This is a genomic window from uncultured Bacteroides sp. (assembly GCF_949298305.1).
In the GTDB taxonomy this organism is placed as follows: Bacteria; Bacteroidota; Bacteroidia; order Bacteroidales; family Bacteroidaceae; genus Bacteroides.
This window is the reverse complement of the sequence record NZ_CASFWU010000017.1, coordinates 1-22,586: the sequence shown is the minus strand read 5'-3', so window position 1 is coordinate 22,586 and position 22,586 is coordinate 1. Positions and strand designations below refer to the sequence as shown.

The window sequence follows — 22,586 nt, the reverse complement described above, 5'->3', positions numbered from 1 at the left end:
CCATGCTTCCAACAGGGCGGCGTAAGTCTCAACACAGGTTGGGCCCGACTCACTCCGCATCCGTCTGTGTCTTGTCCGTCCCGAAAGTCTGGCGGTGCCGGATGCGGCTCAGGTGCGTGGGTGTGATGTGCAGGTAGGAGGCAATCTCCTTGACGGGCAGCAGTTGCGGGAGGTCGGGGCAACGCTCCAGCAGCTGGAGGCAGCGCTCTTCGGGCGTGAGGCGGAACATGTCGAGGTAGCGGGCGTAGACGTCCAGGAAAAGTTGCTCCATGATGACGCGTCCCGTGCGCTGCCCGTCCATGCCCGTTTCGTAGTGTGCGGACAGCCTGGCGGCGGGGCAGAGGTGGACGCGGCAGGGGGTGACGGCCTGGATGTTGGTTTCGGACGCCAGTCCGTAGAGGCACGAGGGATAGTCGGCGATGAACTCGCCGGGGAAGACGAGCCCCACGTTGTATTCCCGCCGTTCGGTGCGGTTCCGGGTGGTGTAGCGGAAGATGCCGGACTCCACGTAGCCGATGCGGTCGGACACCTCGCCCTCGCGCAGGAAGTATTCGTTCCGGGCGAACGGGGCGGGACTGCCCTGCTGGAGGCACAGGTCGCGCAAGAGGTGGATGTCGATGTGTGAAATGAAGCGGTTGACCCGTTTTCATGGTTCTTGACGGGATAGGTGGCGGAGGCGGACGCGGTTTGGCGCCGCCCCTTAAAAGCGAAAATCAGATAGAAATCTTGCGATAACTATCTGATTCTCTGAAGAGCGGAAGACGGGACTCAAACCCGCGACCCTCAGCTTGGAAGGCTAATGCTCTATCAACTGAGCTACTTCCGCAAATTTGTGTGGGCAAAGATGGATTCGAACCACCGAAGGCGTAAGCCAGCAGATTTACAGTCTGCCCCATTTGGCCACTCTGGTATTTGCCCTTTTGCTCCTGAGCCACTTGGGCGAAGTGCCTTCGTTTCTCAATTGCGGTGCAAAGATACGACTATTTTTGTAAACTCCAAGCGAAATCCACCATTTTTATTGCAGTAATTGCACATTCGTCGCCTTTGTTGCCCAATTTGCCTCCGGCACGGTCTTCGGCCTGTTCCATGGTGTTGGTTGTTATCAGTCCGTAGATGACCGGCACGTCGCCGCTTGCGTTCAGTTGGGCGATGCCCTGTGTGGCTCCCATGCAGACGTAGTCGAAGTGCGGGGTGTCGCCGCGGACTACGCAGCCCAGTGCGATGACGGCATCCACTTCGCTGTATTCGATAATCTGGTTGGCTCCGAAGGTCAGCTCAAAGCTGCCGGGCACGGTCTTTATCAGGATGTTCTCGTCTTTGGCACCGTGCTTTTTCAGCGTTTTGACGGCGCCGTCCAGCAGGGCTCCTGTTATGTTGTAGTTCCATTCGGAGACTACAATGCCGAATTTCATGTTCTCTGCGTTGGGGACGGAATTGAAGTCGTAGTCGGAAAGGTTGTGATAAGCTGTAGCCATATTGGTGGGTTTATAAGAGAGGGGGGAATGAATATGAGTAAAAACAGGCACGGATTACACGGATTTCACGGTTGGTTTAGTTCCGTGTCTTGTCCATGCAATCCGTGCCCGCAGATGTTCTTATATATAATAAGGTGTAGCCAGCCTTACTTCTTCAGAAGTTTGGCCTGCTCGATATACTTGTCAATGTTCATAGACTGGTATGAACGGAAGTATTTGTCCTTGATGGTGGTGTAGGCTTTGATGGCGTCATCGTACTTGCCTTGCTTGACCAGGATTTCGCCGGCCTGTTGCAGGTAGATGGGGCTGATGGCGTTGCTGTTGGCTTCGTCGGCTGCTTGCAGCAACAGGTCTACGGCTTTGTCCAGCTGGCCCACCTGTGCGTAGCAGTTGCCCATGGCGCCTTTCATGGCAGGAGCCACCAGCTGGTCGCTGCCGCTGAAGCTGTCGAGAGCCTTGATGGCTTCGTCATATTTGCCGAGGTGTGCGTAGCAGATGCCTGCGTAGGCTTTGGCCAGGTTGGCTGCGTCGGTGCCGCTGTATTCTTCGGCCACCTTCAGGAAGCCTGCATAGCCGATGCTGTCGCCGTTCAGTGCCTGTTCGTATTGGTCGGCCTCGAAATATTCCTGTCCTTTGAACAGGGCTGCCTGTGCCTTCTCTTCGCGGGGTTCAACGTAGAGATTCTTGTACATCAGCACGCCTGCCACTACAATGATGATGGCCACGATGGCACCGATAATCGCTTTCTTGTTTTTGAGAAGGAATGCTTCCGACTGGGTCAGAGCCTCTTCCATGTTCAGAGCTTCGTTCGTCTTCTTTTGTTCTGCCATTTTTATATTTACTTTTTGTTATTATTCTTAATTGGGATTTCGACCCGCAAAAGTAAGTTTTTTATAGCTATCAACGAAATTTAGCGGCATCTTTTTTTGTTTCGCTTCCGAAAAGCCCGAAAAACTTCCTACTTTTGCAAGCAAACTCGTCTTAATTTATGATACTGAAACGTCTATCCGTACTTAACTATAAGAATTTGGAGCAGGTAGAGCTGTCTTTTTCGCCCAAACTGAACTGCTTTTTCGGGCAGAACGGCATGGGCAAGACCAACCTGCTGGATACCGTCTATTACCTGTCGTTCTGCAAGAGCGCGGGCAATCCCATCGATTCGCAGAACATCCGCCACGATGCCGACTTCTTCGTCATCCAGGGGTTCTACGAGGCTGCCGACGGAAGTCCGGAGGAGATATACTGCGGCATGAAGCGCCGGCAGAAGAAGCAGTTCAAGCGCAACAAGAAAGAGTACACCCGCCTGTCCGACCATATCGGCTTCCTGCCGCTGGTGATGGTGTCGCCTGCCGATTCGGACCTGATTGCCGGGGGAAGCGACGAGCGCCGCCGCTTTATGGATGTGGTCATCTCGCAGTACGACAAGGAGTATCTTGAGGCGCTGATACGCTACAACAAGGCGCTGGCTCAGCGCAATGTCCTGTTGAAGAGCGAAACGCCCGTCGAGGACGAGCTGCTGCTGGTTTGGGAGGAGATGATGGCGCAGACGGGCGAAGTGGTATTCAGAAAGCGCGAAACCTTCATCCGCGAGTTCATCCCCATTTTCCAGAACTTCTATTCGTTCATCTCGCAGGACAAGGAGCGGGTGGGGCTGACCTATGATTCGCACGCACGCGGCGCCTCGCTGCTCGAAGTGCTGAAGGCCAGCCGCGAGCGCGACCGCATCATGGGCTATTCGCTGCGCGGGGTGCACAAGGACGAACTGAACATGCTGCTGGGCGACTTCCCCATCAAGCGCGAGGGCTCGCAGGGGCAGAACAAGACGTACCTGGTGGCGCTGAAGCTGGCGCAGTTCGACTTCCTGAAGCGGACAGGCTCGACCGTGCCGTTGCTGTTGCTTGACGACATCTTCGACAAGCTTGACGCCTCGCGCGTGGAACAGATCATCAAGCTCGTGGCGGGCGACAGCTTCGGGCAGATATTCATCACCGATACCAACCGCGAACACCTCGACCGCATTCTGCACAAGGTGGGCAGCGACTACAGGATGTTCCGCGTGGAGCAGGGCGAAGTGAGCGAAATGAGGGAGGAGGAAGCATGAAGCGGAACGATGCCGAGCAGATAGGCGCCCTGATCCGCCAGTACCTGCGCCAGGAGAGTCTGGAGTCGCCGCTCAACGAACGGCGGCTCATCAACGCCTGGCCCGAAGTGCTGGGGCCTACGATAGCCTCGTACACTCGCGAGCTTTACATCAGGAACCAGGTGCTTTACGTACACCTCACTTCGGCAGCCCTGCGGCAGGAGCTGATGATGGGCCGCGAACTGCTGGTGCGCAACCTGAACCGCCACGTCGGTGCGCAGGTGATTACCAACATCATTTTCCGTTGACCGGATTGCCTCCCGTCTTGTTAAACAATGTTATAAGTAGACCTTCCTAAGGTTACAACTTATGTGTCTGATTTCGTACCTTTGCGCCCGCAAACCAGCAGGAAAAAGAAAGTCAGAATGAAAATACGTTTTTACCACATCGCCATCCGTTATCAGAACAAGATACACGACTTCCATGCCTGGGGTGTGGCTGCTCTGATTTAATACCTGTTCCTTCCGTCCGGTGGGCGGAAGCATTTCCCATCCGATTTCAATTTCTTATTCAGGTCTTGCGGGCTGTCCGGCGGCAGGTCGTGTCGTCGTGTGCCGGCAGAAGGCCCGGTGTCCTGTCCGTACGACCGTAACCCTTATCTTTTTTATTACATTTATTTCATGTCTATGAGTTACAGAAAAGGACTCATGGCGCTGTGTGCGGCAGTGCTGTGCAGTCCGGGCCTTTACGCCCAGTCCGCTTCGTCGGGCCGCCTGTTGGGCGTCGATGAGATGTTCCGCCTGGCCGACGAAAACAGCAAGAGTATCCAAACCTATTCCACCGCCCGCGAGGCTGCCGACCAAGCGCTGCAGGCCGCCAAGGCACAGCGCCTGCCCGATGTCTCCGCCTCGCTGTCGGTCAGCTATCTGGGCGACGGCCGCCTGTGGGACCGCGACTTCAGCAACGGCATGAATATCGACATGCCCCACTTCGGCAACAACTTCGCCCTCGAGGCGCAACAGGTGATCTACGCCGGTGGCGCGGTGAGCGGCAGCATTGCCCTGGCCGAACTGGGCCAGCAGATGGCAGGACTGGACGCGCAGAAGAACCGTCAGGAAATCCGCTTCCTGCTGATAGGCTACTACCTGAACATCTACAAGCTGGGCAACCAGCGTCGGGTCTTGCAGAAGAACCTGGAACTGGCCGAGCAGGTCATCCGCAACATGGAGGCACGCCGCAACCAGGGAACCGCCCTGAAGAACGACATCACCCGCTACGAGCTGCAACGCGAAACGCTGAAGCTGCAACTGGCGCAGGTGGAAGACGCCCGCCGCATCATGAACCACCAGCTGGTGACCACCCTGCATCTGCCGGCCGGCACCGAGATTGTCCCCGACACCACGCTGCTCTCGTCCGACGTGCCTGTGCTGGCCGAAAGCGACTGGCAGCAGATGGCCCTGCAAAGCAACCTGGCCTTGCAACAGAGCGGCCTTTCGGTCGAGATGGGCAGGCAGCAGGTGAAGCTGGAGCGTTCGGAGCTGCTGCCCAAGGTGGCGCTGGTAGCCGCCGAGCATCTGGACGGCCCCATCACCATCGAAGTGCCCGTGCTGGACAACAACTTCAACTACTGGTACGTAGGCGTGGGCGTGAAGTACAATCTGTCCTCGCTCTTCAAGAACAACAAGAAGCTGAAGCAGGCACGCCTGAACGCCCGCAAGGCGCAGGAAGAACACGAACTGGCAGCCGAGCAGGTGGAGAATGCCGTACAGGCAGGCTACGTGAACTTCCTGACCTCCTTCACCGACCTGCGCACGCAGGAGAAGAGTGTACAGCTGGCCGACGAGAACTACCGCGTGACCAGCAACCGCTACGAGAACGACCTCGCCCTGCTGACCGACATGCTCGATGCCGGCAACATGAAGCTCAGTGCCGACCTGGCGCTGGTGAACGCGCGCATCAACGTTGTCTACAATTATTATAAGATGCGCTACATCACGCATACACTCTAACCTTTCTTAATTTTATACAAGTTTCGGTTTTACCAAAACTTGCAGGAGTTAAAGAAGTTAGAAGAAGTTATCGCCCGCCAGGCGGGCTTAGGAGTTAAGGGCCAATAGACAGTGTTACCGAAGGTTCCCTTTTCACGGTACTATCGGCTTTAACTTCTAACGAAGCGAAGCAAAGTGATAACTTCTATAACTTCTTAACTTCCTGTGGAATATTAAATTCGAGACTTAAATTTTATATATTCAACCAACCATAATACTTAAAGTCATGATTACAAGAACTGCAAAGAAACTGATATACAACATCGTCATCATCGGCTGCCTCGTGGCAGGACTGGTTTACGTCTGCTCGCGCTTCCTGCACCTGGGCCGCGTGGAATATACCGACAACGCACAGGTAAGGCAGCACATCACCCCCGTCAACACCCGTGTACAGGGCTTCATCAAGCGCATCTGCTTTGAGGAGTTCCAACCCGTACACAAGGGCGACACGCTGGTCATCATCGAGGATGCCGAGTTCCGCCTGCGTCTGGCACAGGCCGAGGCCGACCTTGCCAATGCGCTGGCAGGCAGCAAGGCCACCACGGCAGGCATTGCCACCACGCAGAACAACCTGAGTGTGAGCGATGCCGGCATCGAGGAAGCCCGCGTGCAGATGGAGAATGCCCGTCGCGAACTGAGCCGCTACGAGAAACTGTTGGGTGAGGATGCCGTCACCCGTCAGCAATACGACAACGTGCGCACCGCCTACGATGCCGCCCGTGCCCGCTACGAGCAGGTGCTCCGCGCCCGCCGCTCCACTTCGCTGGCGAAGGACGAGCAGACCCACCGTCTGGACCAGAACGAAGCGGGTGTCCGCCTGGCCGAAGCAGCCGTAGAATTGGCACGCCTGAACCTGTCGTACACCGTCGTGCTGGCCACCTGCGACGGCGTGACCGGCCGTAAGGACATGCACGAAGGCCAGTTGGTTCAGCCGGGACAGACGCTGGTGGACATTGTGGACGGCACCGACCTGTGGGTAGTGGCCAACTACCGCGAGACGCAGCTGCCCAACATCCACGAGGGAGCCGAGGTCGAGATTACGGCCGACGCCGTGCCGGGCATCGTCTACAAAGGTACGGTGGAGTCCATCTCCGACGCTACGGGAGCCGCCTTCTCGCTCATTCCCCAGGACAACGCTACGGGCAACTTCGTCAAGGTAGAACAGCGTGTCCCCGTGCGCATCAGCCTGCAGGGCAATCGTCCCGAAGACCTGCAACGCCTGCGTGCCGGGTTCAATCTGGAGTGTGAGGTGAAATATTGAGCAGACTATGGGAGCACCGATTCTTAACGGGCCGTTCACGATGCCCATGTTCCGCGAGTTTGTACCGCGCAAGATGCAGCCGTGGATTTATGTATTCATGGCTTTCACCTTCCAGCTTTCGGGCGGCATCTATCTGGGTGCGCTCAACCAGATGGTGGGCGGCATGTCGCTGATGCGCGAGGACCTGATGATGTGCCTTTACGCCAATCTGGCGGGCATGGCCATTTACTTCCCGCTGCTGTTCCGCATGAAGTTCTGTTTCACCAACAAGACGCTGCTCACGGCTGCTGCGCTGGGTGCGCTGGTGTGCAACCTGGTGGCGCCTTACATCACCTTCCTGCCCCTGCTGTGGGCGGTGTGCTTCGTCGAAGGCATCTGCAAGATTCAGGGCACCTTCGAAGCCATGTCGAACATACAGCTGTGGATGACGCCCAAGCGCGACTTCACCGTCTTCTTCCCCCTGCTGCACATCATTATCCTGGGCAGCATGCAGCTGTCCGACCTGATGACTACCTGGCTGCTGCACCACTATCACTGGACGTGCATGCACCTGTTCATCGCCGCCCTGATGCTGGTGGACCTGCTGATACTGGCTACCTGCGTGCGCCACTTCCGTTTCATGAAGAAACTGCCCCTGCTGGGCATCGACTGGACGGGCGCGCTGCTGTGGGCGGCATTGCTGTTGCAGATTGCCTACCTGTTCGACTACGGCGAGTTCTACGACTGGTGGAACAGCCCCGTCATCTGTACGCTGACGTGCACCATCGTGCTGACGGCTTACGTCAGCGTCAAGCGCATGCTGGCCATCCGCCATCCTTTCCTGGAGCCCAAGATGTGGACCTACCGCTATCTGTTTCCCATTCTGGCACTGATTACGGTGGTCGAAATGATTCTGGCTACGGAGCGTGTGCTGGAGGAAAGTTTCTACGAAGGGGTGATGCACTATGCCGAGACCGTCAGCGTTCAGTTGGACTGGCTGGCGCTGGCAGGCATTCTGGCGGGCTGTCTGTTTGCCTACTGGTGGATGCACGTGCGCCGCTTCAACTACCTGCGGCTCCTTATCGTGGGTGTCATGGCGCTGGTGTGCTACCTGGCAGGTTATTATTTCCTGTTCTCGGGCGAGATACACCTGTCGCAGCTCTATCTGCCGACGATGTGCCGCGGTTTTGCCTATGCCGTGCTGAGTGCTACGTTTATGGTTTGCTTAGAGGAGATTATGACCTTCCAGCACTTCTTCCAGGCGCTCAGCGTTTTCAACATGCTCCACATGGTGGTGGGCGGCGTGCAGGGTTCGGCTCTTTACGGACGTGCCCTTTCCTACTACATGACGGACAACATGGCCCGCTACGGCAGCGCCATCGACCGCGTGTCGTTCAGCAGTTCGCCCTTCCCGCTGGGTGAATATATGGAGACGTTCGTCTCGCAAATGATGGAAGTCAGCATCCGCCAGATATACGGGTGGGTGCTCTACGGCTGCATCCTGTTGTTGCTGTTGTTCTTGCTCTACGACATGCCGGTGCGGCGCCAACTGAAGGAGATGCCCAGTTGGAAGAATGTGGCGCGCGAGGTGAAGAACACCTACCGCCGTTTCAAAATATCCCGCAAAATATCAGCCCATGATGCTTTTTTCTCCGGGGCGACAGTTTCGTGCAACCGTTCCTTGTTCAAGTCGTCCACTTTGGAGGATACTACCTTTCCGTTTCCGGCGACCGTTGAGTCGGAAGAAAGGTAATGTGTCAGGTAAGGGTTGGTTGTGCCGGTGCTCTTTGCAGAATGGCAGGCAGAGAGGGCTAAGCAGCATCCTAACAGGCAAGCGTATATCAACTTCTTCATGACTATCGTATTTTTTGTAAAGTTAGTTGTTTTTTCGTGGCATGATGTTTAAAGTAGATTAATTTGATTAAAGATGTTTATTACCTGATTAACCAAAAGCGGAAAATTAAAATGATTGATCTGTATAATCCGATTAAGTTTACTTGTAAACTTCTGCACAAGCAGTTGGATATTCCGACAGATAAGATGGGGTCTTCAGACCCATTGGGAGATGCCGGATAGTTTGTATTTCGGACAGCTGAAGGAGTATTTTGCTCGTTTCCGCTCGCAGCCCGACGAGTGACGGGCGCATGTCGGCTGAAGGCAGCATTTGTCTTTGTGTTTCAGTTAAGGCGTTTCTGCTTGCAAAAAGAGGCGGAAACGCCTTTTTCTGTAACATGCCCTCCCGCTGAATTCCTCGAAACAGAGGCCGGAACTGCATAAAACGACGCTAAAACCGCATGAATATACGCTGCGGATGCCGGAATTGCATCTTTTTTCCGTCCGAAACGCTTGTGCGGAACGCGCTCCGTGCTTGTCCGGCTGCCGGACAATGCTTGTGTGGCTCGGCAACAATGCTTGTGCGGCTCGGTCCGATGGCTTGTCCGGGTGTGGAATCGTGCTTCCAGCGGCCTTTCCGGCCGCAATTTTCTTCTATTTTATTTGTAAACATTTCGCTACCCGCTTGCGGTACAGCAAGATAAGCTCTTGCCGATCCGAAAATTTCCGCCGCCTGCCCTTCCGCCCGCAAATACGCGATTCTCGCGGGCTTCGGCGGACAAAGTGTCAGAATGACAGTTCGTGCTGTACTTGTGCCGGATGGGCCGGTCTTGCGCCAAGGGGTTATGTGGTTTTCTTCCGGTTCCTGTATTCTTGCGGTGTCTGTCCTACCATCCGTTTGAACAGGCGGGTAAAATGTTGTGGATATTGGAAGCCCAGTTCGTAGGCCACTTGTGTGATGGAGCTTGCAGGGTTTAGAATCAGTTCTTTGGCCAGGCCGATTACCTTGTGCTGGATGTATGTCTGCGCCGACTTGCCTGTCTCTTTTTTGATAAGGTCTCCGAAGTAACCCGGCGACAGGAACAGTTCGCCGGCACAGAACTTCACGGTAGGCAGGCCTTCTTCGCGGGCTTTCCCTCCGGCAAAATATTGGTCCAACAGCGACTCGAAGCGCATCAGTATGTCGCGGTTGACGGGTTCGCGCGTTGTGAACTGCCTTTCGTAGAAACGCAGGCAATAGTTCAGCAGCAGTTCGATGTTGTTTGTTATCAGTCGCTTGCTGAGGCGGTCGGCGGCATGCCCCAGTTCGGCGTTTATTTTTTCCAGGCAGTCCACGAACACGTGCCTTTCGCTTTCCGACAGGTGCAGGGCTTCGTTCACTTCGTACGAGAAGAAGGTGTATTCGCCCATGTTGCGTCCCAGCTGCGTGCCGCGTATCAGTTCCGCGTCGAAGCACAGAGCCCATCCCTTCGGCTGGAACTCTTCGCCGTTGTCTTCTATCCCTATCACTTGGCCGGGTGACAGACACACCACGGAACCTTTCCGGTAGTCGTAGCGCTGGCGGCCGTAGGTCAGCTCGCAGTTTTTCTCGTCCTTCAGGAAGATGACGTAAAAGCTGAACGTATGCCTCATGTGTCTCATGGGACGGGCTTTTGACAGGTCTACGACGCTGACCAGCGGGTGCAGGGTCTCCACTCCCAACAGGTCGTTGTACTGGGCCACGGTTTCGATGTTTAACAACTGATTGTCCATTTTCTGATGCGAATTTACGGTTTGACGGTGCGGCAGTGATGTTCCTGCGGCCAAAAGTACAGTATTTTTCTTCACCGCAAGTACAAACTGCGTCAAAACCGCAATTCTGGTAGGATATTCAGCAATCTGTATAAGCTGTATGCGGGCCGTCTCCGCTACCTTTGCCTGCGGGAAAGGCCGGAGACGGACGGCGGCGGATTTCTGCTGCCGCCCGTGCCGCCGCCCGTCAGCGAATGGTCTGCCGGCCGGTAAGGAGTCAAAGGCCAATGGAGGAAGTAGACGGCTTACGGAGTATCGGCTTAATTCTTTAGCTTCCTGACTCCTTGACTGCCCAATGAATATGAAAACCGAAACTTTAGTAAATAAAATGGATATGAGGTACTTATTGTCAGCATTTGCAGCCTTGTTGCTGGGCAGCGCCGTTTCTGCCCAGACAGGCTGTCTGCCGGGAGTCCCGGCCACGGAGGCGGTGACCGTCACTCCGGTAGAAAAGAATACGGGGATTGTCGTCCGTAAAGTGTCGTTTCTGCGCAGCAATAACATCGTGCTGGTCGGCAATCTGTTCCTGCCCGCCGGTTTCGATGCGTCAAAGCGCTATCCTGCCGTGTTGAGCGTCCATCCGGCAGGGAGCGTGAAAGAGCAGTCGGCGGGCCTCTATGCCTTCCGGCTGGCCGAATGCGGTTTTGTGACGCTGGCCTTTGATGCGGCCTATGCGGGCGAGAGCGGCGGCACTCCGCATTATTCGGAGGCACCCTACGAACGGGTGGAGGACATTCGCTATGCCGTTGACTATCTGGTCACACTGCCCTTCGTCGACGAAAGCCGCATCGGTGCGTTGGGCATCTGTGCAGGCGGAGGCTATGTCATTGCCACAGCTCCCACCGACCGCCGCATCCGTGCCGTGGCCGGAGTCAGTGCGGCCGACATCGGTGCGGCCAACCGTGAGAGCTGGTTGCGCGGCCGTACGGTGGACGAGCAGATAGCCCTGCTGGAAGAGGTCTCCGCACAGCGCACCCAAGAAGCCCGCGGTGCGGAGCTGATGAAGGTCTATATGTGCCCGGAGCCTACGGACGGGACTGCTCCCTCGTTCAGGGAAGGATATGACTATTACCGTACTGCGCGCGCATGGCATCCGCGCGCCGACAACTATTACCTGCGCCGCAGCCAGGCTACCAAGATGGCTTTCTCGGCCGTCGAGAACATTTATCTGCTGACGCAGCCTGTACTGCTTGTGGTGGGAGGCAAGGCCGACTCCGACTGGCAGACCGACCGCTTCTACCGGGCCCTGCCGGGCACGGACAAGGAAGTCTTCGTCGTGGAGGAATCTTCACACATCGGTCTGTACGACCGTCCCGAGTACGTGGCCCGCGCCGTTGCGAAACTTGCCGCTTTCTTTGCAAGGACTCTGGCTCCTGTCCGGTGACGGGAAACGGAACTTTCACTGTAAAATACATAGGAAAAGGATGGAAAGGAAAAAAGACACAGTCATCTGGATGGGAGCCGGACAGATAGGGCTTGCCATTGTACGCCGGATTGCTTCCGGCAAGAAAATAGTCGTCGCAGACCGTAGCCTGTCCCGTGCGCAGGCCGCTGCCGGTGTGTTGGACGCCGCCGGCTTCGATGCCGTTGCCGTAGAAGCCGACCTCGGGTCGCGCCCGTCCGTGCTTTCGCTGATAGCCGAGGCGTGCAAGTATGGCGATATCCGTCATCTGGTGAATGCAGCCGGCGTATCGCCCAGCCAGGCGCCGGTTGAGACCATACTCCGCGTAGACCTGTACGGCACGGCCCTGCTGCTGGAAGAGGTGGGCAAGGTGATGGCCTGGGGCGGAACCGGCGTGACGGTTTCCAGTCAGTCGGGCTACCGCCTGCCTGCACTCACGCCCGAAGAAGACCGTCTGCTTGCCACGACGCCTGTCGGGGAGCTGCTTTCCCTGGAAATGCTCCGGCCGGAAAACATCCGCGACACGCTGCACGCCTATCAGCTGGCCAAGCGTTGCAACGTGAAGCGCGTGATGGCCGAGGCCGTGAAGTGGGGCCGGCGGGGAGCGCGCATCAATTCCGTCTCTCCCGGCATCATCGTCACTCCGCTGGCCATTGACGAGTTCAACGGGCCGCGGGGCGGGTTTTACAAGGACATGTTTGCACGGTGTCCTGCCGGACGTCCCGGCACGGCAGATGAAGTGGCGCACGTGGCCGAACTGCTGCTGGGCGAGAAAGGAGCTTTTATTACCGGCTCGGACTTCCTGATGGACGGAGGCGCCACGGCCTCTTACTTCTATGGCCCGCTCCGGCCGGACAGCCGATAGAAAACCAATCACACCCGGCCCGGATAGCGCAATCGGCCTGTCAGGACCGGAAAAACAACCGTATAATGATGAGACCTTATGTTATCTGCCACATGGTGGCATCCATCGACGGACGCATCGACTGCGCCATGGTGGAGAAAATCAGCGGCGACGAGTATTACGCCGCACTGGAGGAACTGGATTGCCCCTCCCTGCTTGAGGGGCGTGTCACGATGGAGCACTACAACGCTGCCCCCGAACCGTTTGTGCCGGCCGTCGACAAGCCCGTAGGGCACGTCAGCACGTTCATGGCCGAGGAGTCGGATGCCTACATGGTGTCTGTGGACACTTGGGGACGTTTGCGCTGGAAATCCAACAGCATCGACGGAGTCCCCCTGGTATGTATCGTAAGCGAAAACGCTTCGGAAGAATATCTTGAAACCCTGCGCAGTCAGGAAATCTCGTGGATTGCGGCCGGAAAAGGACGCATCGATCTGGCCAAGGCCCTGGAAATCCTGTATGAGCAGTTCGGCGTCAGGCGCCTGGGGCTGTTGGGGGGAGGACATATCAACGGCGGCTTCCTGGAGGCGGGGCTGATAGACGAGGTGAGCCTCCTGCTGGCGCCGGGCATCGACGGCCGCGGGGGCGAGACCTCACTCTTCGACGGCATTTCAGACAACGGCCGCATGCCCGTAAAGCTCCGGCTGGAGCAGGTGAAGCGGCTGGACAACGACGTGATATGGCTGCGCTATAAATTATAGAGAATAACGATGAGACAATTACTGTTTACCCTGATGCTGCTGCTCGCCTCGGTTGGAGGGCATGCACAGCACGCAAAAGAAAAAGCGACTATGGAAGATTTGAGAACCGGACAAAAGGCGCTCGTCGCCTTCTTCTCACGGGCGGACGAGAATTACGCCGTGGGCTACATTGAGAAAGGAAACACGCACATCGTGGCAGAAATGATTGCTGCCCGGACCGGTGCCGACCTGTTCCGCATTGAGACCGTAAAGCCTTATCCCGCCTCCTACGACTCGTGCATCGAGGTGGCCAGGCGCGAGAAACAGTCGGACGCCCGCCCGCCTGTCAAGGGCGACATCCGTGTCGAGGATTACGACGTCATTTATTTGGGCTATCCCAACTGGTGGGGCGAAATGCCGATGGCGGTCTATACCTTCATCGAGAAGCACGACTGGCAGGGCAAGACGATTGTTCCCTTCTGTACGCACGAGGGCAGCGGGCTTTCGTCGACAGAACGGCGCATTCAGTCGGCCTGCCCCGGCGGGAAGGTGCTGAAAGGCCTGGCCGTCCGCGGGTCAACCGCCCAGCATGAACCCGAAACGGCACGCAAGGCCGTGCAGGCCTGGCTGGAAAAGCTCGGACATTGAGCCTGTATGCCGCCTGCGGGCGGCACGTTGCCGGCGCTGCTTTCCTTACAGCCGTATTGTCTCGTCGCACGCTTCGGCCAGGGCCGGATGGTGGGTGACGAAGAGCAGCGTCTTGCCCTGTGCCAGGCGGCGCAGGCGGTGCAGGAGCGTGCGTTCCGTTTCGGGGTCGAGGGCCGAAGTGGCCTCGTCCAGCAGCAGAATGCGGCCGGGGCGCAGCAGGGCGCGGGCAATGGCGATGCGCTGTGCCTGCCCTTCGCTCAGTCCGCCTCCCTGTTCGCCGAGGGGGGTGTCCAGTCCCTGGGGCAGGGCGGCGACGAACGTGTCGGCCACGGCGGTGTGCAGGGCTTCGTCCAGCTGGCCCGGTGTGGCGTCGGGGTTGCCCATCAGCAGATTGTCGCGCACGGTGCCGCTGAACAGCGTGTTGCCTTGCGGCACGTAGACGAAGTTGCCCCGCGTGCTGGCCGACACAGGGCAGGCCGTGTCGCCGTCTGTCAGCGTGATGCTCCCTTCCTGCGGCTCGGCCAGAGCCAGGAGCAGGCGCACGAGGGTGGTCTTGCCGCGGCCCGTCTCGCCCATGATGGCGGTGCAGGTGCCGGGCTCGAAGCGGTGGCTGAACTGGCAGAACACGGGCGCGTCGCCCTCGGAGTAGGCAAAGCGCAGGTTCTCGATGGTGAGCAGCGGCGTCCGGGCAAAGCGGACGGCGGCTCCCTCGTCCTCGGCCGGCAGGCGCTCCAGCTCCAGCAGGCGGTCGGCGGCAGTCAGGGCGTTGTTGACGGAGGGGACGAGGCGCGAAAGGTCGAATGCCGGACGCTGGATGCGGGCCACGAGCTGAAGGAAGGCGGTCAGCGTGCCCACGGTGATGCTGCCTGTGCTCAGGCGGACGGCTCCCCAGATGAAGGCGGTGACATAGCCCCCGGCAAAGGCGGCAGAGACGGCCATGCGGGCCGCAAGCGAGAAGCGCGTGCGGCTCAGTACCTGCGTGCGCAGGACATCCTGTAGGGTGCCCAGGTTGCGGATGCGCCCCTCGTCCTGTTCCAGCGTCTTGATGACGGTGCGGTGTTGCAGGCTCTCCTGAATGACGGCCTGGATGCGGCTGTCGCTGCGTCGGATGTCGTGGGTGAGGCGGTGCATGCGGCGCATGTAGAAACGGGCGCCCAGCAGGAACAGGGGCAGGATGCCCGCCACGAGCCAGGGCAGCACGGGGTCGAGGGCGTAGAAGAAGACAAAGCCTGCCACAAGCTGCACGGCGGTGACTACGGCCGTGGGCAGCGAGGAGGTAAGCAGGGTGACGATGGCCGTGGTGTCCTGCTCCACGCGGTTGACGACGTCGCCCGTGTGCAGTTGCTCCAATGCGTTCCAGCGGCTGCGCAGCAGGCGGCCGAAGAGGCGGTGGCGCAAGGCGTTGGCGGCCTCCACTTCCATGCGGGCGCCGACCCACGTCTCGGCGGCGCCGCACAGCAGTTGCATGGCCAGCAGGCCGACGGTTGTGGCGGCCAGTACGGCCAGGCTTCCGGTGCGGCTGCCGGTGGCGGTGTCGATAAGCAGTTTGGACGTGTAGACGAAGCCCAGGGCGAAGGCCGTGCCCAGTATGCCGGAAAGGCAGTTCAGCAGGATGCGTCCGCGCTGTCCGCGCGAAAGGTCCCACAGGTAAGTCAGGAGAAGGCTGCTTTTCTTCTTCATGGGCGCAGACGTTTTTTCAGCAGGTTCCACTGCCCGGCGGCGCTCCTCTTGACAAGCGTCACGGGATGGAAGCAGGCTTCTGCGGGAGCATAGCCGTAGAGACGGGCCACACGGCGCGTGGCGCGGCAGAAGGTGTGCCACTTGCCCCGCCAATAGCCCGCAGGACGCGGGGACACGCGGCGGTCGTGCTTGCCGAAATTGCCCGTTGCGAAGATTTCCTCCACCAGCTCCTCGCCCAGGCGTCTGCATCCGGCTGTGTCGAAAGGCAGGTACTGGGGCGGCAGGCCCAGGTGGCAGACAGCCACATGGCCGAAGGCGCGGGCGGCGCGCAGCAGGCCCAGGCGGTGCAGGTCGCTGACGAGGCGGGCGGCGTCAATGTCGGCATGGCGGGTGCGGAGCAGGCAGCACCAGTCACACAGCTGGCGCAGGCCGATGCCTCCGCTCAGGAAGTGCTCGAAGGCATGGAGGAAGATGTAGAGGGCGTTGAACGTGGGCGGCGGCGTGGGCATGCCGATGCGCTGTTCGGCTTCCTGCGGATACCACGCACGGACCAGGCGGGCAAAGCGGCGGTTGGCCAGGGGATTGTTCGTGCGGTTGACGAGGCGGTGGTTCTCAATGTGTACCCCGTCCAGCTCGTAGCTGGCATGTTTGTCAGACTCTTCGCCCGCCTCGCACGCTCCGGCCTGGAGCAGCAGGCGGTTGGCCTGCGGTTGTCCGTCCTTGCCCAGGTAAATGTCGATGTCGCCGCACTGGCGGTGGCGGGGTTCGCGGTAGCAGGCGGCCATGCCCTGTCCCTTGAGCAGGACGGGATGGAGACCGGCGGCGGTGTAGAGGCTGTTCAGACGGACGACCATGCGGTTCAGCCGGTCGTTGGCCTGCTCTGTCAGCAGCGTCTGCGCCGCCCATTGCAGGTAGAGCGGACGGGGCGGCCGCAACTCGGCGGGCAGCGTGTTCACCCCGTCGAAGACAATGGCCTGCAACGACTGCGTATAGGCCAGCCGGTAGAGCTCCTGCCAGTGGGCGGAGGTCAGTCCGCTGAAGAGCGCCGTTTCGGCGGGCGTGCCCCACAGTCCGGCGCGGACGAGCGAGAAGAAGGCTTCGTGCATCATGGCAGTCCCGTCAGCTAAGAATGCCGCAACGTTGCAGCGACTGGATGAACTCCTCGGCATCGCGGCGGGCACGCTGTCCGTCGACTTCGTAGCGGCCGGTCAGGGCGCCGGCCAGGGCTTCGGCGTCGAAGTCTTCGTTGCGGAAGCGCTGCCACAGGTAGGCCGCCGTGTGGTTGAGGTTGATGATGCGGCTGAAGTCCACGTTCGTGGAGCCGTCGTGCATGACGATGTATTCGTCGCCAATCTGGTGAAGCATGAATTCGGGCTTGATTTTCATAACGGTTTGTATTTTAGTAGTCGGGAGTCAACTCTTACTTCTTCTGTATATTGCCAGTAACCATCTGCGCACGGGTGTGAGTCTCATCCACCAGCGGGAGTAGCGTTGCCAGGCGGTGCTGTCGGTCGTGTAGGTGCGCCCCTTGCGGATGACGGCGGTCAGCAGGCCGACGACGCGGTGTGTGTCTGTCCGCTCGGTCTGCTTCAGGTTTCCGTCGCCCATCAGTGTCAGTTCATCGCCCCGGCGTTGCACAATGCGGTGGAGCACGTAGCGGGAGTCGTCCGTCAAGGCCAGCACCACGTCGCCGGGCCGCAGCCGGTCTTCGGCGCAGGGGCTCAGTATCACGCGGTCGCGGCGGTCGGCTATGAAGGGGTTCATGCTGTTGCCCCGTGCCGTCAGCGTCACTGTGTGTCCCTGCCGGATGAGTTCGGTCACCTCGGCCATGAGCAGGTCGTTGGGAAGCGTCTTCTTCATGGCTGTCCTCCGGCTTGGGTGACGGTCTGCATGCAGAGGCGGGCGGCGGCCTCGTCGGGCAGGCACTTCAGGTGACAGATGGGGATGCGGGTGGCAATGTGCGTCACGGTGTCAATGATACCTTTATATATAGCCGCATCCTGCTTGAGGCACGAGCACGAGGGCAGCAGGGCTGCAAAGGCGTGCGTGGACGTCAGGCGGCTGATGGCGTTGGCGGGTGCCTGCTCCAGGCGGACAAAGGCGCCCACGGGCACCGATTCGTTCAGGTAGCAGGGCGTCTTGCCGCTCCAGGGCGTACCATAGACCGTTGCCTGTCCCGTTGCCGGGTCAAGGGCCACTACGGGATTGTCGTCGTTCAGCAGGCGGCTTCCTCCGATGTGTCTCAGCCAGAGGCGTGTGTGCGTGCTCTTGCCCGTACCGCTCTTGCCCAGGAAAAGGTAGCCCCGCCCGTCGTAGCAGACGACGGAGGCATGTACCATCAGTGTGCCCCGTTCGGCCGTGGCGAAGGTGTAAATCATCATCAGGAAGTTGTTCAGCACGAACGATGCCATCGGGCGCAGAGCCTCGGGCAGGAAGATGGTGTTGCGGCGGAAGCGGCCGGCGCATTCGGCACAGGCTTCGGCAGCCGGATTGTCCGCCGGGGCGATGCCAATCTGATAGCTTCCGTCAGCCCTGCGGCGGAGGGTGCAGCGGACGTTCTCCCATTCAAAGGAAAGGGGTTGCGGAAAGGTGTCTTCGGCCTTGCCCGGGGCCTGGCCCGGGCGGATGTCCACCTCAATGACGTCGTCCGCCCTCTCTCCTTCCCCGGCGGGAAGGACAAACGGAACCAACGAGGGCAGCAGGGTGTCCGGCTCCAGCGGAGAGACGCCGCCGAGGCGCAGCACATGCGGACCGATGCGGCAATAGGTAGCTGTCTGAGTCATAAAGTGTGCTTTTAAGCCTCAAAGGTAAGCAGAATTGTTGATAATTGATAATTGATGAGGCAGAATTGTCCATTGTTCGCCGCTAATCGCTACCTTTGCAGGCTCAAATGAAAAAGACATTGGCTTTATGATATCAGTAGAAGGACTGAAGGTGGAATTCAACGCGACGCCACTGTTCGAGGACGTCTCCTACGTCATCAACAAGAAAGACCGCATTGCCCTGGTGGGCAAGAACGGTGCAGGCAAGTCTACCATGCTCAAAATATTGGCGGGGCTGCAACAGCCCACGGAGGGTACGGTGGCCGTACCCCGCGACTGTACCATCGGCTATCTGCCGCAGGTGATGGTGCTGAGCGATGAACACACGGTGATGGAGGAGGCCGAGATGGCCTTTGAGCATATTGCCGAAATGCAGGCCGACATTGACCGCATGAACCGCGAGCTGGCCGAGCGCACCGACTACGAAAGCGAGGCCTATCAGAAACTCATCGAACGCTTCACCCACGAGAACGAGCGCTTCCTCCTGATGGGAGGCACCAACTACCATGCCGAGATTGAGCGCACGCTTCAGGGCTTGGGATTCAGCCGCACCGACTTCGACCGCCCCACGAGCGAGTTCTCCGGCGGATGGCGCATGCGCATCGAACTGGCCAAGCTCCTGCTTCGCCGCCCCGACGTGCTCCTGCTCGACGAGCCTACCAACCACCTCGACATCGAGTCCATCCAGTGGCTCGAAAACTTCCTGGCCACGCGGGCCAACGCCGTGGTGCTTGTCAGCCACGACCGCGCCTTCCTGAACAATGTCACCACCCGCACCATCGAAATCAGTTGCGGGCGCATCTACGACTATAAAGTCAAGTACGACGAGTTCGTCGTCCTGCGCCGCGAGCGCCGCGAACAGCAGCTGCGCGCCTACGAGAACCAGCAGAAGCAGATTGAGGACACCGAAGCCTTCATCGAGCGCTTCCGCTACAAGGCCACCAAGGCCGTGCAGGTGCAGAGCCGCATCAAGCAGCTGGAGAAGATTGAGCGCATCGAGGTGGACGAGGAGGACAACTCCGCCCTGCGCCTGAAGTTCACCTGCTCCAGCCGCAGCGGCAACTATCCCGTCATCTGCGAGGACGTAGCGAAAGCCTACGGCGACCACGTGGTCTTCCACGACGTCAACCTCACCATCAACCGCGGCGAGAAGGTGGCCTTCGTGGGCAAGAACGGCGAAGGGAAGTCCACCCTCGTGAAGTGCATCATGGGCGAGATTGCCGACTACACCGGACGTCTTACGCTGGGACACAACGTACAGATAGGCTACTTTGCCCAGAACCAGGCACAGCTGCTGGACGAGAACCTGACGGTGTTCGACACCATCGACCGTGTGGCCGTGGGCGACATCCGCCTGAAGATACGCGACATACTGGGCGCTTTCATGTTCGGCGGCGAGGCCTCGGACAAGAAGGTGAAGGTGCTCTCCGGCGGCGAGCGCACCCGTCTGGCCATGATCAAGCTGCTCTTGGAACCGGTGAACTTCCTCATCCTCGACGAGCCCACCAACCACCTGGACATGCGCTCCAAGGACGTGCTGAAGGAAGCCATCCGCGATTTCGACGGAACAGTAATTATTGTCAGCCACGACCGTGATTTTCTGGACGGGCTTGCGACTAAAGTCTATGAGTTCGGCGGCGGAGTGGTGAAGGAGCACCTGGGAGGCATTTACGACTTTATACGGAGCAAGAGCCTCACCTCCGACCCCTCAGGCCTCACCCCCGACCCCTCAGGCCTCACCCCCAACCCCTTTCCCAAGGAGAGGGGAGGAAGATTGGATTCCCTCTTTGTCTCCAATAATAAGAAGAATGCCGCTACTACTCCCCTCTCCTCGGGAGAGGGGGCGGGGGTGAGGCTCTGGCAGGAACAGAAGGAACTCAACAAGCGCCTGAAGAAGCTGGAGCGCCGTGTGGCCGAGTGCGAGGAGGGCATCGGCCAGACCGAAGCCGCCATTGCCATCGTGGAAGAGAAGCTGGCCACGCCCGAAGGGGCTTCGGACATGTCGCTCTACGAGCAGCACCAGAAGCTGAAGCAGCAGCTGGACAGCCTGATGGAGGAATGGGACGCCGCCTCGACCGAGCTGGAGGAAGCGCGGAAGTGATAGCATACAATCTTTTAATTAAACAAATAAGCACCATGAATTTTAAAAACTACTTTCCCGTTGCAGCCCTTTGCATGGCATTGGCTGCCTGCAACACCGGCAAGCAGCCGGCCGCACTGACCGCCGGCATCGACCTTGCCAATCTGGACACGACCAACCTGCCGGGCACAGACTTCTACCGTTATGCCTGCGGGGGATGGATTAAGAACAACCCGCTGACCGACGAGTATTCACAGTACGGCTCGTTCACCGTGCTGGCCGAGAACAACCGCAAGCAGATTCAGGGCCTTATCGAGGAACTGGCCGCCACTCAGCACGAAGCCGGCAGCGTGGCACAGAAGGTGGGCGACCTCTACAAGATTGCCATGGACAGCGTGAAGCTGAACCAGGAGGGCGTAGCCCCCATCAAGGCCGAGCTGGACGAGATTGCCGCCCTGAAAGACAAGAAGGACGTATACGCCCTGCTGGGCTCGCTGGAGCGCAGAGGCATCACCGGCTATCTGGGCACCGGCGTGGGCGCTGACGAGATGAACAGCAGCATGAACGCCGTCTACACCAGCCAGGCCGGACTGAGCATGGGCGAGCGCGACTATTACCTGGGCACGGACGAGGCCACGACCAAAATCCGCGAAGCCTTCAAGCTGCATGTGCAGAAGATGTACCAGCTGGCCGGATTCGACGAGGCCACGGCCCAGCAGGGAAGCGCCCTCGTGATGGACGTGGAGACACGCCTGGCCAAGGCCTTCCGCAGCCGGGTGGACCTGCGCGACCCGCACGCCAACTACAACAAGATGACGATGGACGAACTGCGCAAGCGCTATCCTACCTTCAACTGGGATGCCTACCTCACCAACCTGGGACTGAAGGACGTGCAGGAAATCATCGTGGGACAGCCCGAGTCGCTGGCCGAGGCTGCCAAAATACTGGACACGCTGCCCGCCGACCAGCAGGCCCTCTACCTGCAATGGAAACTCATTGACCGTGCCGCCGGCTACCTGAACGATGCCATCGTGGAGCAGAACTTCGACTTCTACGGACGCACCATGTCCGGCGCGCAGGAGATGCAGCCCCGCTGGAAGCGTGCCGTCTCTACCGTGAGCGGCGTGCTGGGCGAGGCCGTAGGCCAGATGTACGTGGAGAAGTACTTCCCCGCAACCGCCAAGGAACGCATGGTGACGCTGGTGAAGAACCTGCAGACCAGTCTGGGCGAGCGCATCAGCAACCTGGCCTGGATGAGCGACGAGACCAAGCAGAAAGCGCAGGAGAAGCTGGCCGCCTTCCATGTGAAAATAGGCTATCCCGACAAGTGGAAGGACTACTCCACGCTGGAGGTGAAGGATGACTCCTACTGGGCCAACATTGAGCGCGCCACCTGCTGGGCCAGCGACGAGAACATGGCCAAGGCCGGCAAGCCCGTCGACAAGGACGAATGGCTGATGACGCCGCAGACCGTGAACGCCTACTACAACCCGACCACGAACGAAATCTGCTTCCCGGCAGCCATCCTGCAGCCGCCCTTCTTCGACATGAATGCGGACGACGCCTTCAACTACGGCGCCATCGGCGTAGTCATCGGTCACGAAATGACCCACGGCTTCGACGACCAGGGCCGGCAGTACGACAAGGACGGTAACCTGAAGGACTGGTGGACCGAAGACGACGCCAAGAAGTTCGAGGAACGTGCCGACGTGATGGTGGCCTTCTTCGACAGCATCGAAGTGGCTCCGGGCGTACACGCCAACGGCCGCATGACACTGGGCGAGAACATTGCCGACCACGGTGGCCTGCAAGTGGCCTTCCAGGCCTTCAAGAACGCCACGGCACAGGCGCCCCTCGAGGTGAAGGACGGCTTCACGCCCGAACAGCGCTTCTTCCTGGCCTA

General features: G+C 59.1%; 21 protein-coding genes and 2 tRNA genes. 12 read left to right on the top strand and 11 right to left on the bottom strand.

The features are described from left to right. Window positions 1-49: 49 nt before the first annotated feature. The 5 genes from Q1Y74_RS03790 to Q1Y74_RS03770 form a co-directional block, all read right to left on the bottom strand. Entirely contained in the window at window positions 50-604 is a 555-nt protein-coding gene (locus tag Q1Y74_RS03790; RefSeq protein WP_300812406.1) for a Crp/Fnr family transcriptional regulator, read from the bottom strand. Window positions 605-753: 149 nt separating this feature from the next. After that, window positions 754-826 (bottom strand) — tRNA-Gly (locus Q1Y74_RS03785). Window positions 827-835: 9 nt separating this feature from the next. Continuing rightward, window positions 836-918, bottom strand: a tRNA-Tyr gene (locus Q1Y74_RS03780). 62 nt (window positions 919-980) lie between these two features. Next, the gene (gene ribH, locus Q1Y74_RS03775; protein WP_300812404.1) at window positions 981-1,475 is read right to left on the bottom strand and encodes a 6,7-dimethyl-8-ribityllumazine synthase; all 495 of its coding nucleotides are present in this window, start codon (window positions 1,473-1,475) and stop codon (window positions 981-983) included. A 146-nt stretch (window positions 1,476-1,621) separates the two neighbouring features. Next, window positions 1,622-2,305 (bottom strand): tetratricopeptide repeat protein, encoded by a 684-nt coding sequence (locus Q1Y74_RS03770; protein WP_300812403.1) that lies wholly within the window; start codon window positions 2,303-2,305, stop codon window positions 1,622-1,624. A 158-nt stretch (window positions 2,306-2,463) separates the two neighbouring features. Here Q1Y74_RS03770 and recF point away from each other — a divergent pair, with 158 nt between their 5' ends. From recF to Q1Y74_RS03740, 6 genes are all read left to right on the top strand, one after another. Continuing rightward, complete coding sequence (gene recF / locus Q1Y74_RS03765) at window positions 2,464-3,576, top strand: DNA replication/repair protein RecF (protein WP_300812402.1); 1,113 nt, start codon at window positions 2,464-2,466, stop codon at window positions 3,574-3,576. Further along, window positions 3,573-3,863 carry a DUF721 domain-containing protein gene (locus tag Q1Y74_RS03760; RefSeq protein ID WP_300812401.1) on the top strand — a complete coding sequence of 97 codons (291 nt, stop codon included), beginning with the start codon at window positions 3,573-3,575 and terminating at the stop codon, window positions 3,861-3,863. The genes recF and Q1Y74_RS03760 overlap by 4 nt, the downstream gene beginning before the upstream one ends. A 63-nt stretch (window positions 3,864-3,926) precedes the next feature. After that, entirely contained in the window at window positions 3,927-4,067 is a 141-nt protein-coding gene (locus Q1Y74_RS03755; protein ID WP_300812400.1) for a hypothetical protein, read from the top strand. Window positions 4,068-4,241: 174 nt separating this feature from the next. Further along, the gene (locus Q1Y74_RS03750) at window positions 4,242-5,564 is read left to right on the top strand and encodes a TolC family protein (RefSeq protein ID WP_300812399.1); all 1,323 of its coding nucleotides are present in this window, start codon (window positions 4,242-4,244) and stop codon (window positions 5,562-5,564) included. 265 nt (window positions 5,565-5,829) lie between these two features. Beyond that, window positions 5,830-6,864, top strand: coding sequence for an HlyD family secretion protein (locus Q1Y74_RS03745; RefSeq protein WP_300812398.1), 1,035 nt, complete (start codon window positions 5,830-5,832; stop codon window positions 6,862-6,864). A 7-nt stretch (window positions 6,865-6,871) separates the two neighbouring features. Next, window positions 6,872-8,596, top strand: a complete 1,725-nt coding sequence (locus Q1Y74_RS03740; RefSeq protein WP_300812397.1) for a hypothetical protein — start codon at window positions 6,872-6,874, stop codon at window positions 8,594-8,596. A gap of 923 nt (window positions 8,597-9,519) precedes the next feature. Here Q1Y74_RS03740 and Q1Y74_RS03735 read toward each other — a convergent pair. Beyond that, complete coding sequence (locus Q1Y74_RS03735) at window positions 9,520-10,428, bottom strand: AraC family transcriptional regulator (protein WP_300812396.1); 909 nt, start codon at window positions 10,426-10,428, stop codon at window positions 9,520-9,522. A gap of 373 nt (window positions 10,429-10,801) precedes the next feature. Between Q1Y74_RS03735 and Q1Y74_RS03730 the strand changes: the two genes are divergently transcribed. The 4 genes from Q1Y74_RS03730 (at window position 10,802) to Q1Y74_RS03715 (ending at window position 14,101) form a co-directional block, all read left to right on the top strand. Continuing rightward, entirely contained in the window at window positions 10,802-11,851 is a 1,050-nt protein-coding gene (locus Q1Y74_RS03730; protein ID WP_300812395.1) for an alpha/beta hydrolase, read from the top strand. A 40-nt stretch (window positions 11,852-11,891) separates the two neighbouring features. Continuing rightward, window positions 11,892-12,734 (top strand): SDR family oxidoreductase, encoded by an 843-nt coding sequence (locus Q1Y74_RS03725; protein WP_300812394.1) that lies wholly within the window; start codon window positions 11,892-11,894, stop codon window positions 12,732-12,734. A 68-nt stretch (window positions 12,735-12,802) separates the two neighbouring features. Beyond that, entirely contained in the window at window positions 12,803-13,474 is a 672-nt protein-coding gene (locus tag Q1Y74_RS03720) for a dihydrofolate reductase family protein (protein ID WP_300812431.1), read from the top strand. Window positions 13,475-13,564: 90 nt separating this feature from the next. Continuing rightward, complete coding sequence (locus Q1Y74_RS03715) at window positions 13,565-14,101, top strand: flavodoxin (RefSeq protein WP_300812393.1); 537 nt, start codon at window positions 13,565-13,567, stop codon at window positions 14,099-14,101. Between the two features lie 45 nt (window positions 14,102-14,146). On the opposite strand, the gene Q1Y74_RS03710 is transcribed toward Q1Y74_RS03715, so the two are convergent. From Q1Y74_RS03710 to Q1Y74_RS03690, 5 genes are read right to left on the bottom strand one after another with little or no spacing between them, the layout of a single operon-like run. Continuing rightward, window positions 14,147-15,781 carry an ABC transporter ATP-binding protein gene (locus Q1Y74_RS03710; RefSeq protein WP_300812392.1) on the bottom strand — a complete coding sequence of 545 codons (1,635 nt, stop codon included), beginning with the start codon at window positions 15,779-15,781 and terminating at the stop codon, window positions 14,147-14,149. Next, a complete protein-coding gene (locus Q1Y74_RS03705; RefSeq protein WP_300812391.1) occupies window positions 15,778-16,890 on the bottom strand; it encodes a nucleotidyltransferase family protein in 1,113 nt (370 codons plus the stop codon). The genes Q1Y74_RS03710 and Q1Y74_RS03705 overlap by 4 nt, the downstream gene beginning before the upstream one ends. A gap of 10 nt (window positions 16,891-16,900) precedes the next feature. After that, window positions 16,901-17,167: a PqqD family protein gene (locus Q1Y74_RS03700; RefSeq protein WP_300812390.1), complete on the bottom strand. Its 267-nt coding sequence runs from the start codon at window positions 17,165-17,167 to the stop codon at window positions 16,901-16,903. Window positions 17,168-17,194: 27 nt separating this feature from the next. Continuing rightward, complete coding sequence (locus tag Q1Y74_RS03695) at window positions 17,195-17,641, bottom strand: S24/S26 family peptidase (RefSeq protein ID WP_300812389.1); 447 nt, start codon at window positions 17,639-17,641, stop codon at window positions 17,195-17,197. Then, window positions 17,638-18,564 (bottom strand): hypothetical protein, encoded by a 927-nt coding sequence (locus tag Q1Y74_RS03690; protein WP_300812388.1) that lies wholly within the window; start codon window positions 18,562-18,564, stop codon window positions 17,638-17,640. Before Q1Y74_RS03690 ends, Q1Y74_RS03695 begins: the two co-directional genes overlap by 4 nt. A gap of 127 nt (window positions 18,565-18,691) precedes the next feature. Here Q1Y74_RS03690 and Q1Y74_RS03685 point away from each other — a divergent pair, with 127 nt between their 5' ends. Both Q1Y74_RS03685 and Q1Y74_RS03680 read left to right on the top strand, forming a co-directional pair. Next, window positions 18,692-20,704, top strand: coding sequence for an ABC-F family ATP-binding cassette domain-containing protein (locus Q1Y74_RS03685; protein WP_300812387.1), 2,013 nt, complete (start codon window positions 18,692-18,694; stop codon window positions 20,702-20,704). A 35-nt stretch (window positions 20,705-20,739) separates the two neighbouring features. Continuing rightward, window positions 20,740-22,586 (top strand): M13 family metallopeptidase (locus tag Q1Y74_RS03680; RefSeq protein ID WP_300812386.1); only part of this gene is annotated, 1,847 nt, incomplete at its 3' end.

What these genes read in the sequence shown, in the direction of transcription:
- ribH (WP_300812404.1), bottom strand. Translation starts at nt 1,475, where the DNA reads ATGGCTACAGCTTATCACAACCTTTCCGACTACGACTTCAATTCCGTC.
- Q1Y74_RS03770 (WP_300812403.1), bottom strand. Translation starts at nt 2,305, where the DNA reads ATGGCAGAACAAAAGAAGACGAACGAAGCTCTGAACATGGAAGAGGCT.
- recF (WP_300812402.1), top strand. Translation starts at nt 2,464, where the DNA reads ATGATACTGAAACGTCTATCCGTACTTAACTATAAGAATTTGGAGCAG.
- Q1Y74_RS03760 (WP_300812401.1), top strand. Translation starts at nt 3,573, where the DNA reads ATGAAGCGGAACGATGCCGAGCAGATAGGCGCCCTGATCCGCCAGTAC.
- Q1Y74_RS03750 (WP_300812399.1), top strand. Translation starts at nt 4,242, where the DNA reads ATGAGTTACAGAAAAGGACTCATGGCGCTGTGTGCGGCAGTGCTGTGC.
- Q1Y74_RS03745 (WP_300812398.1), top strand. Translation starts at nt 5,830, where the DNA reads ATGATTACAAGAACTGCAAAGAAACTGATATACAACATCGTCATCATC.
- Q1Y74_RS03740 (WP_300812397.1), top strand. Translation starts at nt 6,872, where the DNA reads ATGGGAGCACCGATTCTTAACGGGCCGTTCACGATGCCCATGTTCCGC.
- Q1Y74_RS03735 (WP_300812396.1), bottom strand. Translation starts at nt 10,428, where the DNA reads ATGGACAATCAGTTGTTAAACATCGAAACCGTGGCCCAGTACAACGAC.
- Q1Y74_RS03730 (WP_300812395.1), top strand. Translation starts at nt 10,802, where the DNA reads ATGAGGTACTTATTGTCAGCATTTGCAGCCTTGTTGCTGGGCAGCGCC.
- Q1Y74_RS03725 (WP_300812394.1), top strand. Translation starts at nt 11,892, where the DNA reads ATGGAAAGGAAAAAAGACACAGTCATCTGGATGGGAGCCGGACAGATA.
- Q1Y74_RS03720 (WP_300812431.1), top strand. Translation starts at nt 12,803, where the DNA reads ATGAGACCTTATGTTATCTGCCACATGGTGGCATCCATCGACGGACGC.
- Q1Y74_RS03715 (WP_300812393.1), top strand. Translation starts at nt 13,565, where the DNA reads ATGGAAGATTTGAGAACCGGACAAAAGGCGCTCGTCGCCTTCTTCTCA.
- Q1Y74_RS03710 (WP_300812392.1), bottom strand. Translation starts at nt 15,781, where the DNA reads ATGAAGAAGAAAAGCAGCCTTCTCCTGACTTACCTGTGGGACCTTTCG.
- Q1Y74_RS03705 (WP_300812391.1), bottom strand. Translation starts at nt 16,890, where the DNA reads ATGATGCACGAAGCCTTCTTCTCGCTCGTCCGCGCCGGACTGTGGGGC.
- Q1Y74_RS03700 (WP_300812390.1), bottom strand. Translation starts at nt 17,167, where the DNA reads ATGAAAATCAAGCCCGAATTCATGCTTCACCAGATTGGCGACGAATAC.
- Q1Y74_RS03695 (WP_300812389.1), bottom strand. Translation starts at nt 17,641, where the DNA reads ATGAAGAAGACGCTTCCCAACGACCTGCTCATGGCCGAGGTGACCGAA.
- Q1Y74_RS03690 (WP_300812388.1), bottom strand. Translation starts at nt 18,564, where the DNA reads ATGACTCAGACAGCTACCTATTGCCGCATCGGTCCGCATGTGCTGCGC.
- Q1Y74_RS03685 (WP_300812387.1), top strand. Translation starts at nt 18,692, where the DNA reads ATGATATCAGTAGAAGGACTGAAGGTGGAATTCAACGCGACGCCACTG.